Below are 19464 nucleotides of genomic sequence, written 5' to 3' on the forward strand. Positions count from 1 at the left end.
TCTTAAATTGTTTTAACTGTTCTGCACAATCTGGCGATATTCACTGGGGCTCATGCCAACTTCACGCTTAAACGTTTTATTAAAATGGCGGTAATTCTCCATGCCGACGCGTTCGGCGATTTCAAAGGTTTTTAGCAGCGTGGTTTCAAGCAGCATCTTGGCTTTATTCATTCGAAGTTGTGTGACATATTGAATGTACGTCAGTCCGCTGAACTTTTTGATGAGATGGCTAAAGTAGGGAATGCTGTAACCCGCACTGGTAGCAGCGTCTTCCAGTGAATATGGATTTTCCAGATTCATTTCAATCTCAGCGAGAATATGGAGTAAGTGAGCATCCTCGAGCTGTGTTTCTTTGATTTGATTTTTCAACTTCACCAGAAAGGTCTCGACAGCCTCATTCAATTGATGAATCGTCTGACTGAGATCAATTTGTTTTAGCAATGTAGAAATCTCAACGGAGATTTCCTTAATAATATTCTCCTGAACTTGTTTGAAAGCGATAATGGCTTCAACAAATATACCTTTGACCTGGAGCGGGTCCCACTGCTTCTGTTCAGCTTCCAAGATAAACTGACGTTGATTGGGGAGTCCGCTTGTCTTACCAGTTGGATAGTTATAGAGCGACATTTGCAGCTTCTTCACCCGCTCTTTACGAATGTCAGGCAAGATCTCAATAAAATGTGGAAGTGATTCTGGCAAGACAGTGGAAAGCGTTTGACTTTGTTTATAAAAGAAAGGGAAATCCATTTTGTATAAGCTGCGAATCTCATTTAACCATAATGTGGTGCTAGTTCTTGTGGAATGGAAGCTTAAGGAGAAGATATTTTTCTTCAAATAAGTATGGAAGGCTGCGCGAACCTCGGCGATAACATCCTCCACTTTACCTTCATCATGTAAGCAACAGGTCCCAATAAAACGTCCCTTGTCCAGGGCAATCGCTTTGACTGACCCGTATTGGCTAAGGATTTCCTCCATGACATTGACGCCAGCAAACTGCCAAATTTTCAACTCTTCAGACTCTTCAAGAGAGAAGCGAAGCGAATATTGATCCAATTCTACGACAATTACCAAAGGTTGTTTCTCATCCACCTGTAGGCCACACTCGGCTAATCGAGTAAGCCAAGGATCCTCTTTCCCTCGAATCATATCAAGAAAAAGATTGCGATCTCGATCTACCTCAACTGTACGTAATTGATGTTCTAACGTAATTTGTCGCACGACTTGATCCGTTTGTTTCTTCAGCATCGTAGAGACATCCAAGAGTGCTTTAAGAAATACGTCTTCATGCAGCATGCAGTCATCTTTAATTAAATAGGAGGAGGCACCTAGTCGTATGGCTTCTTGCGCAAAATGAAAATCTTGGTGACAGGATAAAATAATGACTTGCGGCATGGTGATAGTTCCGTTAGCTGCTTCTCTTTTTAACTCCCGCACAAGCTCCAGTCCGTCCATGACAGGCATCGTAATATCGGTGACAACAATGTCAGGAGCGTGCGTCAGACATAGCTCAAGCCCCGTTCTTCCATTAGAAGCTTCAGCGATAACTTGAAACTGGCTCATCTCTTTCTCCAAAATGCTGCGAAACAATAGCCGAATAGGCTTCTCATCCTCAATAATAATCACACTAGTTGTCATGGCGATGTTGTCTCCTTCTTCCAATTGATGCGGTGCGCTGGCAAGCTAAGTGTGATGCAAGTTCCTTGTCCTTCTTCGCTTTGAACCTCCATGTAGGCATCAGAGCCATAGAGCAGCCGGATACGTTCAGCGACATTTTTAATGCCAATATTCTCGTCCACATCAGGTCGATGTAAGTAGCTTCGTAATTGCGTTAATTTCTCCTGCGTCATCCCAGCGCCATCATCTTGAAGCGTTAACACAACCGTTTGCTGACTCGGATCCGAGTAGGCGCTCAGTGTCACTTTTCCATGTTCTCGTCCCAACGGCAGAATGCCATGAAAAATAGCATTTTCAACTAGAGGCTGTAAGAGCAGCTTGGGAATGCTGATGTCTAGAAGGGATTCTTCGACGTCCACGACCCACGTTAGCTTGCAATCGTATCGAAGCTCCATCATATAGAGATAGTCCTGTAAGTAGGCGATTTCTTTCTTCAAAGGGACTGTTTGTTCATAGTTTTCCATAGAATACCGCAGCAAAGCAAACAATCGAGTCATTAATTCTTTGAAACGAACAGTATCATTCATCAAGGCATAGGCACTAACCGCATTCAAGCAGTTATATAAAAAGTGTGGATTAATCTGCGATTGCAGCGCACGAATTTCACTTCGACGCTTCATTTCCTCTGTACTTCGCAGTTCTTCAATAAGCTTGTGAAGTTGGTTGGTCATGTTGTTCAAAAAGTCTCCTAGTTCCCCAATCTCATTCTTGGGATAGGTCGGAAAGGGATTTTCAAGATTGCCATGCTTGATATGTGAAATGTGTTTTTTTACAGTTTGGAGAGGGCGATACAGGTAATAACCCAAGAAGATTACACTAATCATACTTAGTCCCAATATACCGAACAAAAGAATTTTCACACGCTTTTCCAGCACGCTCGTTTGGGCGGTTAACTGTTGGATTGGAATTTCGGACATGACCAACCAGTTGGCAAACTGCGGTGAACGATAGATGGAGATCATGGCATCTTTCTCTTTAAATTGATTCGGCTTTCCTAACGAGTCCCAGAGCTTAATGAGTTGCACCGAATGTTCGGGAACAGAGGTACTTCCTTTCGCATTGGAAGAGGCAATCAAGTGACCAGATTGAGTCACAATGGAAACCGAGCCTTGTTCTCCAAGATCAATGTGTGACACTAGATTTTGAATAGCTGTATGAGGAATGGCAATGAGCAATGCTCCTTGCGCTTCATCATAGGAATTGTAGGGAACTTTTCGTAAATATAATGTGTTGCTTCCGAGTATGGCATAAGGCTGGGGACTGTCCTTATCCACAAATAAGTTTGCTGAGCCCTGAACCATGAAATCCTCGATGACATCCTTATAACGAGATTGTGCAAGGGGAATGGCGTTCTGAAATTTGGTTTCGTCATCACCAGAGCGTGTCGAATTGAAGATATCCCCTGTTAGCTTACTGTACAAGCTGATATACACACCCAAATCTCCCATAACGGTAGCTTCGGCATCAATGGCATCGGCGATTTTCTTTTTTTGATCAAAATTGTCGAACAAGGTTTGCTTAACCTCAATGTCATTGAACAACGAGAGCAGACTATTCTGATAACTGAACTGTTTAATTCGTGTTAGAGCATTGTCCATCCGTTCCCCAACTTGAGATACGACTTGATAGTTCACTTTGTTCACTTCAGCTTCTAGAATCGTCTTGGAAGTCTGAATCGAAAGCAGGGCTAATAGAAACAAAGGTACCAGACAAACTAACAGCATGAACATGACAGTTCGGACATAAAAACTCTTTCGCAGAAACGTCCAAAAGGGGGTATGCAGGTGTAAAACCCCTTCCTAATGTGGTTTCTTTCTATTGTAAAGCAATTCAAAAGCTTTGAACATGTCGCATCCGATGCTAAAAAAAGATACACATTTTCCCTTCGAAAATGACACGGTGATCCGTATTATACTTAGACGCAGATGAGATAGTAGGAGGGGAACGTATGAAATATAAACAATTGAGGTTCGATTCGACCTATACGAAGCCTTTGATGAGTGATGAAGAGTTCTTCCGGGAAGTCATCAATCTAGAAGGTAAAGGCCTAGAGGAAGTGAGATCCTATGTCGAATCGAATGACTGGGGAAACGCGCGAGAAGCTTATTTAACGTATGTAGAAGAATCAAGTAATCAAAGGTATTACTTTGGTAGTTCAACGGTCTCTGAGATGAGTGCTTTTGTTCGTGAGCAGTATGAGGAAAAGGAGTACCAGCCACTTCTAGAAGAGGCTGAGCGTGTTGCGGCATTTGATATACCGCTCTATGGCAACAAACGGATGACGTTCCCTGATGGTGTGATCGATTGGAATGGTTGGTTCCACGATTCTTCACAGCATCAGTTGTTTCTAACCCGATGTATATATATGCTGTCGTTGTCGAGGGCGTATTGTCTTACAGGGGATGAAAGGTTTGGTACTTGCTTCAATGCACTCATTTCTTCGTTCATTGAAGATTGTCCTGTGCCATTGGATGACACGTTCTTGGTTGAGCACTGCGCATGGGAGCCGCTTACGGTTGGCATTCGAATGTTCATGTGGCCGGAAGTGTTTATCACTTTCCTGGCTTGTTCAGCCTTTCAACCAGAGACAAGAATGAAAATGATTAAGTCTTATTATGATCACGGGGACTATATTTATCGCTATCATACCAAGCATGGGAATCATGCGACGATGCAGCTGCGTGGTTTGCTGAATACGGCACTTTTGTTTCCTGAGTTCAAGGTGTCACCGAAGTGGATTGATTACACACTGAAGGAATTTCCATCTTATATATTGCAAAACGTGTACGATGATGGCATTCAGTTCGAAGCAAGTCCGACCTACCACGTGACGGTAATGCGGGATCTGCTCGAAGTGGTGGAGCTGTGCAACCACCACGGACTAGAGCAGGGGACCGACATGAAATCGGTCCTGGAGAAGATGTTCGAAGCGGTCGTTCACCTCCTGTCTCCGACAGGAGAACTACCTCGCTTCGGCGATACGGACGTGATCCGCGGAGCGCCGATCACCGGACTGATGAGCAGCGGCGCTCGTCTATTCGGCCGCAGCGATTTCAAGGTCTTCGGCGAAGCGAAGCTGCCGCTGGTGGCTGCGCTTCGCTTCGGCCGGGAGGAGGCGCAGCGCTACGCCGCTCTGGAAGGAAGGCTGCCTGAGGCGCTAGCCGCCGTGTATGCGCAGGGCGGCTATATGCTCGCCCGCGATAGCTGGGAAGCATCGGCCATGTATGTGGCGATGCGCGCTGGTGGCGGTGTCGGCGGACATGTCCACGCCGACGCACTGAACGTGCTTCTCTATGCGCACGGCAAGGAGCTGCTTGTGGACTCGGGCAAAGGTGTCTACGAGTGGGACTCTGTGCGTAAATATATCATTTCTACGCGTGCGCATAATACGGTCGTTGTGGACGGACAGAACCAGTATGTGCGCAATCTGCACTGGGAATCTGTATCAGGGGCTCCGTGCAAAATCTGGGATGTGAGAAGCTCAGCGGAATACGAATTTTTCTTCGCGAGCCACTATGGCTATACCCGATATGACGATCCTGTCATTCACACGAGGAAAGTCCTATTCGTCCGAAATAAGTATGTCGTTGTGATGGATATCATGAAAGCAGACAAACAACACCAGTACGAGTTGTTCTTCCATCTACCATCAGGGGATGTCGTGGCTAATGCAGATCTTGAACGTGTGTACACATTGGATGATCACGCAAATGTACTGTTGATTCAGGCTGATGAAGGTGAAGCAACTTGCACGTTGGAGAAAGGTTGCCTGTATTACGATCAGAAGTATCTGCCTAAGCCTGTTGTGAAATATGCACGGGAAGAGGCAAGTAATGCTTGCTTCGTGACCGTTTTGGTGCCTTATGGATCGACCAAACCAAGTGCACATATACGTCGGCTGGAAGCTTGGCGAGAAGGTCAACCCTTGCAGCCATGGGAAGCAACGGCATTGGAGATTGAGTTGGATGGGCGAATAGACCGTCTATGTGTAAATCATTTATCGGTTAACGTTGCAAGCTTTCTGGATGCCACAGGTAATGTAGTTGCAGATAATTTGATCAGAGATACCAAAGACTCAGTTGAGATTACGTTTCGGGAACGCATAAGGCAGTCCGATCTAATTGTTGAATAAAGGGGAGACGGGAATATGGTGACACTTAACCAGCTTGCAAAGGAATACGCCCTACCAAGGTTGTATGCCTACGTGGAGCAGATGTGCAAGGAACAACAAGCTATGAAGCTGGATGGTATGGATGTTTTTGATGACAAAGAGGGCTTTGTATCTGGCTCCTCGATTCGATCTGCTGCTTTCGTGTTAGAGCGATTGGATCGAGATGATCAATCCTTTACTGATTTATTTGCTACAATTCCAGGGCTAATCCGCTATACGTCGGAACTGCCTGCAGTGACATGGGGCATTCTGTTTTATCTACAAGGATTACATTCCTTGAAGGAACAGGGCCTTTTGGATGCGGCAGTTCCTCCAGAGATGATGGCGTTTTTGAAAGCGAAGATGGACTGGCGCTCCTTTGTAGTGGAGGAAGGCTTGCAATTGCATAGCAATTTTCCAACCAATTATTATGGCGTTGCATTTCGCATTGCGGTGCTGCGAGAAAAGTTAGGCTGGGAATCGCCTGATTATGCGAAAGGACTCCTACAGAAATTAATGAATCATATTTCCTCGTTCTCCGGCGAGCACAGTTACATGGATGAATCGAAGGGCGAAGGTAGATTCGACGTCTATACGATGGCCATCCCGTTTGAAATATACGAAACGCTCGTCGAGTTGGAGATGGAAGTAACGGAACAAATTCAGAGCATGATGAAAAGTGTCATCTCGATTTTTCTACGCCTTGCGAATGAACATGGGGACGGTTTCACATATGGCCGAAGTATTGGTTTTTATGGGGATAAAGGTGTTCACTGTTTGTTGACTGCAGTTAAGTTAGGATGGTTGTCCCAAGAGGAGAAGGAACTGGCCTATGCGTATCATATTAAATTTACAGAAAAACTGATTCATTACTGGCACGACCCTAAGATGAATTCCGTAAATTTATGGGAGAAAGGTCGACGAACGGATGCCTATCGGCATAAGCATCGTATTCTGATGGCTAATTTGGAGGGATACATCGGCATCATTCGGCTCTCCGAGCAATGGAATGAGCTTGGGTACCACGATAAGTATGTGTCCAGGGAGAGATTTCAAGAGCTGCTAAGCCTGCAACTTCCTCATTCCTTAGTTACCTTCGCAGAAGGGGAGTTTACTCGGGCGATGGCCATTATTCGAAGGGATGGCAACGTCTACTCGCTTCCGATTGTGAATGAGGCATGGGGGAAATGGGTATATACGCCGTATTTGCCGATACCTTTTCAGCCTCGTGTGTTAGAGGCTCCACCAAATACGTGTCACCCGCAGCTCGTTCCTACATTTGAATGGGCAGACGGTCGAAGTGCTGCGCCTGTTGCATTCGCTAGGACTGTGAAGACAGAAGAGGATCGGGATACGGGGACGTATACGATTCGCTATGAACAAGATATTCTCGGCCAAGTGACGGAGAATGAGCTGCTTCGTGTCGATGTAGGAATTCGTACTATTAGTACGTATGTTTTTGGAGAAAAATCTATTACACGCAAGGACATCTTCACCTTCAATGGTGGTGAGATGCCCAGTCGGATCGGGATGGAATTTGCAACTTTTTCAGCTGAGCCAGTAGTTCAAGGTGAGCGCATCCAGTTCGGAAGCGGACCTATAGCTTCGTTCGATGTGAAGGGGTTACAGCTTGTTTCTACGGAAGATGTGACTGCTGATCCCCTGTACCATACGTCTCACGGTGCTTTGCATACCAAGACGGTATGGTCGACGGAATTGAATCCGAACGAAATAGGTCACCAACTGGAAGTGAGTTGGAAGATTACGTTGCTGTGAGTAGAAGAGGCAAAAGAATGAAGCCGTCCCAAAAGCGATGCGGCGAAGACAATAGCGCCCTTTTAGGGCGCTAAATTGAATCAGCAGCCGCCGCGAGAAGAAATAAGGCCCTTTTGGGGCGTTAAAGTGCCCGAAGCGGCCGAAAAACGAGCGCAAGGGTTCAGATGACGCCCTCTCCCCCTGATGATAGAAAGGGAGGAGGCGTATCTGAAGACTGCGCTAAGAAAAAGAAACACTTTTCCTTCGAAAAGGGCATGGGCTATTGGTTTTTTATACGGTATTCTGTTGGAGAAGGAGGAGACATCTACTCGAAAACTCAAAATGTAATCGCTTACAATTTATGTCTATTAGGGGGAACTATCGTGTCATCTTTTCAACAGTACCGTAAGTTTATTTTCCTGAGCGCCTTTCTATGCTTTGCCTTATTCTTCACGGTGCACACTGCATCTGCCGAGAATATAACATTCCCCGCAGATGCAGGGGTAATCGACATTACGAAAGCACCTTATCTTGCGGATCCAACGGGGACGATGGACGCAACCGCTGCGATTCAAAAAGCAATGACCGATGCACGTGGGAATCTTAGATCACGGACGATTTATTTTCCAAATGGCACCTATCAGATAAGCGATACGCTCATCATGGGTACGGATAAAGATTTGCATAGGGGGATGATTCTGCAAGGGCAGAGCCGTAATGGGACAGTGATTAAACTGATGGATAATGCCCCAGGTTATAACGACCCCGCACAGCCAAAGGTCATCATTAACTCAAGTCGATCCAAGGATAATTGGGCGAACAGTAATTTTGATCTTAGTCTAATGAATGTAACGATTGATGCAGGAAGCGGCAATGCGGGAGCAGTAGGTCTCGTCTATGTGGCTTCGAATCAAGGGACAGTTCGCGATGTGCTAATCAAATCCAGTGATCCTAACGGTGCTGGACATATCGGTTTCGACGAATCTATGGAGAAAATACCAGGTCCTTCTTTTATAAAAAGGCTAGAGGTTATTGGATTTAACTATGGGATAAAAACAGCATGGCAACAATACAGCACAACGCTGGAAGAGATCAGTTTGTCCCATCAGCAAATTGCGGGCATCTACAATGAAGCCCATACACTCGCCATTCGCAAGTTGAACAGCTTAAATACCGTGCCAGCGATTATCCAGGCGGAAGATTCTCAGACGAAACTGCCTGATGGCCAATATGTCATGGAAGGACAGGGAATGATCTCCCTTCTTGAAAGTCAGCTGCTCGGAGGTTCACCTGACCAACCAGCGATTGATATCCGATCTGGTCATTTATTTGCTCGTGATGTGATAACGGCAGGCTACTTAAGTGCTATTCGCGATCATGGAAGCAGCGTGATTACAGGGAATATAAGCGAATATGTGACTGGCGGTATCGTGAATGCAACTTCTTTTCAGCCGAAATCCCTAGGATTAGAAATCAAAGAGACACCTGAGCTTCCTTGGCCAGATCCGAGCACATGGGTGAGTGTAAGAACCTACGGTGCCAAGGCTGATAGTACCACGGATAATACGGCAGCAATCCAAGCGGCGATGAATTCGGGTGCTGAAACGATCTACTTCCCTAATACATCGGCAGATGAAGCCACAGCTAGATATAACGTCAGTGATACGATTACGATACCAGGCACAGTTAAGCGTATTATCGGGATGTATTCGATTCTGACGCCAACGGGCACTTTAAAGACGACATCTGGCAAGCCGATGTTTCGAATCGTCGACGGCAGCCATGACGTTGTGATGATCGAAGGGCTTCGAACAACCGTGAACAATGTGAGTTCCTATTTCATAGAGAATACAAAGAATAAGACGCTGGTTATGAAAAATATGGCGATTCGAGCAGGGTACGCGTATCGAAATTCAGGTACTGGTGACCTGTATCTAGAGGATTTCCACACCCTTGCCAATTTTAACCCCGTAATTACGAACCCTGAGCCTGGCCTTATTTTCAAAAATCAGAATGTGTGGGCTCGTCAATTAAACCCTGAAGTTTCTTCCCCTGAATTTGTTAATGATGGTGGTCATGTATGGGTGTTGGGGCTAAAGACAGAATATGAAACAACGTTAGCTGAAACCAAGAACGGCGGCAAAACGGAAATTATCGGATGCTTAAGCGCAACGGTAAAATCGACAGGGAAGGTACCTGCATTTGTTACAACCAATGGAGAATTATCCGTAGCGGGCTGTTCAGAAGCTAGGAACACAGCGAGTAATGGAGTATTCCAATGGATCGCACAAGAGACACGAGGAGATGTAACGCGTAACATTTACGCCAAAGATGTGCCGTATCATCGAGCTGGCCAAGATGCTTCAGTGAATGCATTTGCTATTCCCTTGTACACTGCGTATGGCCCAATGGATATTTTGAAAGAAATCTCTGTTGATGGCGTTGCCAATACCCAAGTCGCCTTGGGGGGAACGGAATTTACAGTAACGCTGCCAACGGGAACAACAACCGTACCTCACTTGACTGCGCTAGCCCCTGATGCGGCTGCAGACGTACAGATTATTCCTGCTGCATCTGTGCCTGGAACTACCTTGATTTCGGTGCAAGGGGCAGGGGCAGGCAGTCCTCCACGTTGGTATCGTGTTCATTTCGTAACGAAGGATGATGTTCATAACACGTATACGGATCTAGCAAATGATTCAACACAGGTCACAGAGAAATCAGCGGGTGCGATTATTGTGAAATCTGATTCTCAACGTGTATATGGTGACATGGGTCGATGGGCATCCAATGGTCAACAGTCGGGTACAGACTATCTTGTCTACCATTCACCTAAAGGCGCAATTGAGCGTATTCAAGTTGAAGCTTTTGAGGAAGAGGGAGCTCAGTCGAATCTGCAATTCTCACTCTCCGAGGATGGGAATAGCTATCAATCTTTTAACCCAATGAGAAGGCTGTTGTCCACGACTTCAGGTATGAATAGGGTCTTGTATACAGCTGAAATACCAACGATTACGCCAAATACTTATTTTAAAATAGCCTGGAATTCCCTGCAGCGTACAGATACTCCTAAGTTGCAAATAGGTGAAGTTAGCTTTGATTACGATCAGGAAGTCGTGCTAGTAGAACCGAGCTCAAACCGAATTTACTTAGATCCTGCTCGCGTGGATTTTCAAGTGTACACCTTCGATCCTTCAGGGGTTAAGCGCGTTGAGCTTTATGCAGGTCCGACACTGCTTGGAACGGCATCAATGACAGGTGATAGCATGTATGGCTACAGTTGGATGGCCCCGCCTGGTGGCAATTATGATGTTAAGGCAAGAGTTGTTGCGAATTCTGGTGCCATATTTGAAACCGATGTTACTTCAATAGCTGTCAAAAATAACATCGAGCCAGGGGCTCCATCACCCATTATTGATGCCTCACCCATAGATGGTTACATCTCTTACGTAGATGGAACGAACAATCCGACCAACACGGGTAGATTGAATGGCTATCTACGTCTAAGTCCGGATGGCACGTTCAGTGCAGCAGATGGCACGACGTTGAAATCTGAAACGCCGCTTGCGTATGAAGCGAATAAGACGTATAAAATCCGTACCCAAATGAACATCGGCACGAAGAAATACAACTTATGGATAACGCCAACTGGTGGGCAAGAGGTTCGGATCGCCAATAATTACACGATGAATACATCAAGTTGGGGTATTAATTACGTGCGCCGAATGGTCACGAAATCAGCTGCCGATGGGGAATTCAAGGTAGAAAATCACAAATTGTGGTCTGACAGCGTACCAACTCCAGTGACAACGCCGTTTTTTTACTCTTCCGGCACATGGGCCTTAGGCAAATCAACAACGGATTTGGTCACGACTAATTACACGTATGTGGGCAATGTGTACACCAGTTATGATCTGACACCTCGTCCTGTTGAGAAGAGTGCCAGTGTGATGTACAGCTTAGGAAGCGTAAAGCAAGTGAATGGGATCGGTATCGTGTGGAAAAATGGGGCAGCAGCTTCCAATCCATTCTCAGTTGACATTTCCATGGATGGTGCTAACTGGACCAATGTGTACAAAGGAAGAAACAGCGGTAAATCAACAGAGATGGAATATTACCACTTTGGCAATGTGCAGACAGCTTACGTGCGAATATTAAATGCGCAAGGTGTTGTCAGCTCTTTGCTCTATGGCTATGAAATGACGACAGATGCTCGTTTAAGCGAGGTTGCACTAAATGGGGATAAGTGGCATGGTTTCCTGCCAGAAACGCATGATTATTATATGGGTCTGACACCTGGTACGACGATAGCCCCTACCGTTACTGGGGTTACCTACGGCCTATATGGTAAAGCCAATGTGATGTCTTCACAAGCGAATAGTGTACCTGGCACAACACTTCTGTCCGTAGTAACAGATGGTGGTGCTGCACAAACGTATAGGTTTCATTTTGATCAAACTTGGCAGTCTGGTAATGGTATTACCGTGGAACATCTTGCTCAGAACCAAGTGAGCTTGAAGTGGACACCACCAACGGGTCACGCACCTATAACTGCTTATCAGTTGTACCAAGATAATGAATGGATACAAACAGTTTCAGGCAGTGTGTATACAGCTGTATATGGCTTGCAACCAGGCACGATGTATACGTTTAAAATTATAGCGTCGGATGCATTCGGTAATTCGCATGGGGAGTTGGTGAAACAGGTTACTACGTTGCATGAACCGCTGCCCGTGACAATTAAACCGACTTGGGCACAAGGAAGCCAGCTTCATTTTAAACATGTACGACAGAAGAAAGTTACCTTGAAATGGCAACCTGCACAAGATGATCAACCCATTATGAAATACGAAGTGTATCAGAATAATGTCTTAATCGCTTCGCTTCCTGGTGATGTTTATAAATGGAAAGTCAAACGGCTGTCGTCAGGCGAGAGATATGATTTTTATGTCGTTGCCGTAGACAAGGATAACAATCGAAGCGGGAAGTTGATTGGAACTGTAAAAACCGACAAGGAGGACAAAGGCAAGAAGAACGATAGCAAAAAGAACGATAACAAGCATAAATCGAAGGAGAAGAAAGAGAAGAAGGAGGAAGAGAAAGTTACTTCTCCTAGGAGAAAATAGAAGTGTTCCCGCTTGCCTATCAGGTTGGCGGGTTGCTTTTTACATAAAATGTAAACGTTTTCATTTAATGGCCACTATGAAGGAGGTAAGATGATGAGTAAAGGAAGGTTCAGAAAGCTTCTTGTGGGACTTCTTGGCTTCCAGCTTTTGTTTCATGCGTTGCCTGTTTTTGCAGAAAACATTGTATTTCCAGGTTCGACGGCTCCGAATGCGAGTTCAGGCATTATTAATGTTGTTCAAGATTATGGGGCAGATTCAACGGGAGCTACAGATGCCTCTGCAGACATTCAAGCTGCGATTAACGCAGCAAGAGGCCAGTATACGGCGCGTACTGTGTATTTTCCGAATGGCAATTATCGGATTGACACGCCTCTGGTCATGGCAACCGATGAACTGAATCACAGGGGGATGATTCTTCAAGGGCAGAGCAAAGAGGGGGTTCGCCTATTCGTAGATGCCACGAAGACAAATAAGTTCAAAACCGCGGGTACATCAACCCCAGTAGCGGTCATCTCTACCCACAAAGGAATTGCATGGACGAATAATGCCTTTAATACGAGTATTCAAAATTTGAAAATAGACATAGGTACAGGAAATGACAAAGCGATGGGGATTACCTATATTGCAAGCAATCAGGGCTGTATTTGCGATGTTAAAGTTATCAATGCTGCGCAGACCCAGATTGGCATCGATCTATCGACACAAACGATTCCGGGACCTGCTATCCTGCGTAATGTGGATGTGCTGGGCTTCAGCCTTGGCGTGAAAACATCTCATCAGCAATACATGACCACGATGGAAAATATCACACTGTCGGGGCAGGGGGCAGCCGGCATTCAAAACGATGCGCACGTGGTCACGATTCGCAATTTGACGAGTACGAATAGTGTCCCTGCAGTCAAACAAATTGCAGGTGGGGATAGTAAAGGGATGCTTACGCTAGTGAAAGCCACGTTAAATGGCGGCAATGCCAGCAATTACGGGGTAGATTTGCAAGACGGCTTCCTGTTCGCTCGTGATGTGACTTCAGCAGGCTATGCAGCTGCACTCCGTGATCAGACGAAGTCGCCTGTTGCCACATCAAGTAGTCCTGTTGCGGAATACGTTACAAATGATAGTTATTCTTTATTCGAATCGACGGCACTTTCGCTCGAACTGGAAATGAAAGACACACCTGCAAGTCCTGCATTGGCAGACGACAGCGGCACAACGGACGATGACCCCTCGAACTGGGCTGATGTGACGAAGCCGAGTACATGGACGTATAACCCAACCGGTTCCTTGGGGGCTACGCAAGGGGATGCAAGTGACGACACGGCAGCCATTCAAGCCGCAATGAATTCAGGGAAATCAACGGTGTATTTCCCTAATAAAGGGACGACGGATTATGGCACTCGATATAACATTAGTGACACAATAACGGTGGGGCCTTACGTGAAACGGATCATCGGCATGTATGCGCAGCTGGCTCCCATTAATCCTATCAAGACAGACTTGCCGTCGAAGCCTTTATTTAACTTTGTGAATGCAAGCGGTTCACCAAGTACGATTTTAATTGAGGGACTTCGTGTTGGTACAGCTGGGGGGCGCCAATACTTTGCCCAGCAATCTTCCTCCAAAACATTGATTTTCAAGCATATTTCGGTGCGGAATGGGTATGGATATCGCAATACGGATAGCAGCGGTAATACGACGGGGACAGGGAACATATACATCGAGGATTTCCATGTGATTCCCAATCAGACACCGGACACCACCGTGCAGCCTGCATTTATTTTTAAAAATCAAAAAGTATGGGCTCGCCAGCTAAACCCTGAGCAAGGCAACCCCAATATTGTGAATGACGGATCGCGCTTATGGATTCTGGGCTTGAAAACGGAATGGCCTACGACGTTAATTAGAACGATAAATGCCGGTGCAACAGAAGTATTAGGCTGCCAAACCACACCTGTGGAAAGTGCAGGAAGCACGCCATTCTTTGTGGATACAGCTGCAAGTACTTCCTATTCAGGGTGTGCGGAATCCAGATCGGTAACGGATAGTGGAGGGACGATCACATCACAAGGTGCATTTAGTACGATCGTAGATGAAACAAAAGGAGGAACCAACCTACTCCTGACTTCTGCAACGCTGCAATCAGGAGGTTCTTGGCGCAAAGCCGAGCAAAACAACACAACAACGATCGTGAAGTCCTTCGTGCTGCCGCTGTACGTTGGTTATGGGGTACCTGGAGCGCCTACCGGATTAAGTTCGACCGCTGGAGCAACGGGCACCATAAATCTGACCTGGTCGGACAATACCATGTCGGAACGCAGCTATGTGGTGGAACGATCGTTATCGGATACGACAGGATGGGTGGCTATCTATAACTCCAATGGCTTACCGGATATCGAAGCTTACAGTAATAGTGGATTGCCTTCTGGAACCAGGTATTATTACCGGGTAAAAGCAACGAATAATCTGGGAAGTTCGAATTATTCGAACACCGTGAGCAGAGTAGTGCCGTAGGAAAGCAGGTTCATTACTCCTAGGCTATTAATAATTGTGGGGTTGTTTCAAAAAGTCTAAATTGACTTTTGAGACAGCCTCTCTTTTATGTGATCGAACGAACAATCATTTTTCTTAGAATACAGTTAAAATGCACAGTTTTTATGCAGCAGCATAGGAAAAGACCCGTTTCCTTACAAATTTAACCTATTTTCAAGCCGAGGAAACGTGATACTTTGTTGGGATAATGATTTCTAACTTGCGAGGTGTTGGTATGCCTATTCTGTACGATGAAGCCCGTCAGTTGTTCCATCTCATGACTGCACAGACAAGTTATGCTTTTCAAGTCACCCAATGGGGACTGCTTGCACATACGTACTGGGGAAAAAAGGTGCGTACAGATAATCTTCACAGGAATTTAGTACTTCGTGCCCGCAGTACAGTCTCGCCTCGTCCCGACCCCTCTGAACCTGCGTACTCTCCAGATACAATTCCGCAGGAATTTCCTGCCTTCGGCGCTGGAGATTTCCGTGCTCCAGCCTTTGAAGTACTGCTTGCAAATGGCACTTCCGTCACTGATTTGACATACCGATCGCACCGCATAATGAATGGGAAACCCACGTTGGAGGGATTGCCTGCAACCTATGTGGAAGCGGAGGAGGAAGCGCAGACGCTGGAGATCGAGCTCTATGATGCACAGATTGGATTGTCTGTGTTTCTGACCTACACCGTCTACGCCTCGTATAATGCCATTACTCGTTCAGCGAGGTTTGTTCATAGTGGCCACGAATCGCTGAGACTTCAACGCGTGTTGACAATGAGTATCGATTTGCCCCATTCTGACTTTGATTTCCTTCATTTGTCTGGTGCACATCTCAGGGAAAGGGCTATTTATCGCAGGCCGCTCACGCCAGGTGGTCATACGGTAGAAAGCAGACGCGGTGTGAGCGGTCATCAGCAGAATCCTTTCGTAGCGCTGCTATCCAAAGGGACGGATGAGAACCAGGGAGAAGTTTACGGATTTAGTCTCATTTATAGCGGCAGCTTTCTTGCACACGCGGAAGTGGACCAGTTCTTTACAACGAGAGTACAGATGGGGGTTAATCCATTTGATTTCAGCTGGCTGCTCTCGCCAGGGGAATTCTTCCAAACACCAGAGGTGGTGTTAGTATTCTCTGATCAAGGATTGGGTGGTATGTCCCGTATCTATCATCGTCTTTACCGTGATCGACTTTGCCGTGGCTCATACCGACACAAGGAACGGCCGATTCTTATTAACAATTGGGAGGCTACGTATTTCGATTTCGATGCCGATAAACTGGAGCACATTGCCAAAGAAGGTTCAAGTCTTGGCATGGAGTTGTTCGTGTTAGATGACGGTTGGTTCGGTAAACGCAACAACGACAACGTGTCACTGGGTGACTGGGTTGTGAATCCGAGCAAACTGCCAGATGGGCTGCAGGATCTCGCTGATCGTATTGCGAGGCAAGGTATGCAGCTGGGGCTTTGGTTCGAGCCGGAGATGGTTTCACCGGACAGCGATCTCTATCGTAAACACCCCGACTGGTGCTTACATGTACCTGATCGGCGCCGTACGGAAAGTCGAAGCCAATTGGTTCTGGATCTATCTCGAAACGATGTTGTTGAATACATAGTAGAGGCAGTGTGTAGTGTGCTGGAAAGCGCACCAATTGCTTATGTGAAGTGGGATCTCAATCGGAATTTCACAGAGATCGGCTCCGAGCTTCTGCCGAATGAGCGGCAGCGTGAGACAGCGCATCGCTACATGCTCGGTTTGTATCAGGCGCTCGAGCGGATCACATCCAAGTTTCCCCATATCTTATTCGAAAGCTGTGCAGGTGGCGGTGGTCGCTTCGATCCGGGCATGCTTTATTACATGCCGCAAACATGGGCAAGCGACAACTCCGATGCGGTAAGTCGTCTGCAAATCCAATACGGGACTAGTTTGGTCTATCCGCCCGTGACCATGGGGGCGAATGTGTCAGCAGTGCCCAATCATCAAATTGGCCGAATGACCCCCTTGCAGACCCGCGGCTATGTTGCGATGTCAGGATCCTTCGGGTATCAACTCGATTTAACAAAGCTGAATGTAGAGGAGAAGTCGGCTATTCGCGAACAAGTTGCCCTCTACAAAGAGATCAGAGGTATCGTGCAATTTGGCGACTTTTATCGCTTGTTAAACCCATTTGAAATAGGAGAAGCTGCGTGGATGTTTGTAACAGAGGATCGTAAGGAAGCAGTCGTGTTCTATTTCCAGGTACAGGCTGCCGTTGCGGGTCAAATAAAAAGACTGCGGCTTAACGGGTTGGACGAAAAGTTCAACTACCGACTTCTAAGCGGAGGACATATCGGGGGGAGTGACCAGGGGGACGTCTACGGTGGTGACTATCTGCAGCGAGTTGGGTATGTGTTACCTGCTCTCAAAGGAGATTATCAAAGCCTAATTATTCGTCTTGCGGCTAACGGATGAAAATTCGGACCAAACTGTTTCTTGCCCATACCATCGTTGTTATTCTTTTGTTGGGTTCATTAACGTATGTGATGGATAGATCCAGCAGTTCAATCATTTTTGGACAAATGAAGGAATCTGCTGGCTATTCGGTGTCACAGCTCTCGCAGAACGTCGATCAATTACTGCAATCCTATGAGCAAATCTCCGATTTTTTTTACACGAACGGTTATTTTCAAGAAAGATTAGTTGCCACATACAACAACTCGCTTGCGGCGCTGCAGATGTATACGGATTATTTCGGACCTCTGCTAGCGTCGATGCGCAACTCCAAAGAAATCGTCAATTTATCGATTTATACCGACAACCCCTCTTTCCATTTCGGAGATATTAAGTATCTTACTGATGAATTGTACCAAGCCAAATGGTATGTAAATCAGCGTACCAATACGGGGGAGATTGCTCCTAAAACATGGTCCGTAGAAGGGTTAGACCCCTTGAACAGAATGGAACGTCTTCGTTTAACCCAGCATTTAAACAACCAATACCCCAATGCCAATCTTTACCTCACGTTAGATATCGATACCGCGTTATTAAAAAATCTGTTTGATAAGGAAAATACCCGCCATCAGTTTATTTTGCTTCTACCTAATGGAGACGTCATTATTGACAGTTATCAACTCCATTCTTATGGATTGAAGTCAACAGATTACGAATTTTACTCCTCCATAGCGAATAGTGAATCCGGCAACAGTATTCGGAAAGTAAACGGCAGGAGCTTTTTACTTACCTACGACACACTGAAAATGCGAAGCAGCAGCATGGGAATTAAAGTGATTTCCGTCATCCCGCTGGAAGAGCTGTTGGCTAAAACTATGGAGCTCCGTCAAATCGTTATTTTCATGCTTATTGCCGCGCTTTCGGTGTCGGTTATACTCAACTATGTCCTTTCACTTGGCCTAACCAGAAGGTTGATGGGGCTTGCCGCCATCATGCGACGCATGGATTTGGACCGCTTACAGCCTATTTCTATCATTCGCGGGCGCGACGAAGTCAGTCAACTCGGGCATGTGTTTAACGAAATGGTCAATCGTATTCAACGTTTGATCAGTGAAGTATATGACTCGGAGCTAAATCGGAAGGAACTAGCCATTAAGACGAAAGAATCCGAGCTGTATGCGCTGCAGTCGCAAATTCATCCGCATTATTTATTTAACACACTTAATGCGATTCGCGGCAATTTATTGGAGCGGGGCGATGAAGAAAATGCTAGCATTATCCGGCTGCTCTCCTTATCTTATCGAAATATTTTAAGCAAAGGAGGACAGATTATTCTTTTGCGCGATGAGTTGGAGATTGTTGTTCCTTTTTTACGTATACAGGCGTTCCGCTATTCTAATAAGCTTTCGTATCACATCGACATCCCCGATTCGTTCAAAGCGTTCAAAATCCCGCGGCTTTCTTTGCAAACACTTATGGAAAATACGATCGTTCATGGGGTTGAGCAGAAAGTCGGCCATACCCATATTCGCATTCGGGCCTATATCGTAGATAACGAGACTTATGGCATTTCCGTAGAGGATGACGGCCCTGGCATTTTAGCAGCTAATCTCGATCGCATTCGTGAAAACTTGGAAAATCCGATTGATATGAATGAATCCAAGCAAATCGGCTTACGCAATGTTCATCAGCGGCTCATCCTCAAATACGGTAAAGGTTACGGCTTGCAGATCGAAAGTGTGGAAGGACAAGGAACGATCGTTTCAATGCGTTTACCGAGTATAGAGGGGGAGTGAAAGTGC

General features: G+C 46.0%; 8 protein-coding genes. 6 read left to right on the forward strand and 2 right to left on the reverse strand.

Translation table 11 applies throughout. The annotated features are described in order from the left end of the window. Positions 1–12: 12 nt before the first annotated feature. Both AC58QT_RS16720 and AC58QT_RS16725 read right to left on the reverse strand, forming a co-directional pair. Positions 13–1635, reverse strand: a complete 1623-nt coding sequence (locus tag AC58QT_RS16720) for a response regulator transcription factor (RefSeq protein ID WP_497409992.1) — start codon at positions 1633–1635, stop codon at positions 13–15. Further along, positions 1632–3404, reverse strand: a complete 1773-nt coding sequence (locus tag AC58QT_RS16725) for a sensor histidine kinase (protein WP_497409993.1) — start codon at positions 3402–3404, stop codon at positions 1632–1634. The genes AC58QT_RS16720 and AC58QT_RS16725 overlap by 4 nt, the downstream gene beginning before the upstream one ends. A gap of 218 nt (positions 3405–3622) precedes the next feature. Between AC58QT_RS16725 and AC58QT_RS16730 the strand changes: the two genes are divergently transcribed. From AC58QT_RS16730 to AC58QT_RS16755, 6 genes are all read left to right on the forward strand, one after another. Then, positions 3623–5806 carry an alginate lyase family protein gene (locus AC58QT_RS16730; protein WP_497409994.1) on the forward strand — a complete coding sequence of 728 codons (2184 nt, stop codon included), beginning with the start codon at positions 3623–3625 and terminating at the stop codon, positions 5804–5806. Positions 5807–5821: 15 nt separating this feature from the next. After that, positions 5822–7600, forward strand: coding sequence for a hypothetical protein (locus AC58QT_RS16735; RefSeq protein ID WP_497409995.1), 1779 nt, complete (start codon positions 5822–5824; stop codon positions 7598–7600). A gap of 362 nt (positions 7601–7962) precedes the next feature. Then, positions 7963–12705, forward strand: coding sequence for a glycosyl hydrolase family 28-related protein (locus AC58QT_RS16740; RefSeq protein ID WP_497409996.1), 4743 nt, complete (start codon positions 7963–7965; stop codon positions 12703–12705). Positions 12706–12798: 93 nt separating this feature from the next. Next, on the forward strand, positions 12799–15213 hold the full coding sequence (locus tag AC58QT_RS16745) for a glycosyl hydrolase family 28-related protein (RefSeq protein WP_497409997.1): 2415 nt from the start codon (positions 12799–12801) through the stop codon (positions 15211–15213). Between the two features lie 253 nt (positions 15214–15466). Further along, on the forward strand, positions 15467–17683 hold the full coding sequence (locus AC58QT_RS16750) for an alpha-galactosidase (protein WP_497409998.1): 2217 nt from the start codon (positions 15467–15469) through the stop codon (positions 17681–17683). Continuing rightward, the gene (locus AC58QT_RS16755) at positions 17680–19458 is read left to right on the forward strand and encodes a sensor histidine kinase (protein WP_497409999.1); all 1779 of its coding nucleotides are present in this window, start codon (positions 17680–17682) and stop codon (positions 19456–19458) included. Before AC58QT_RS16750 ends, AC58QT_RS16755 begins: the two co-directional genes overlap by 4 nt. Positions 19459–19464: the final 6 nt, after the last annotated feature.

The sequence above is a fragment of the Paenibacillus sp. J31R109 genome (assembly GCF_059692055.1).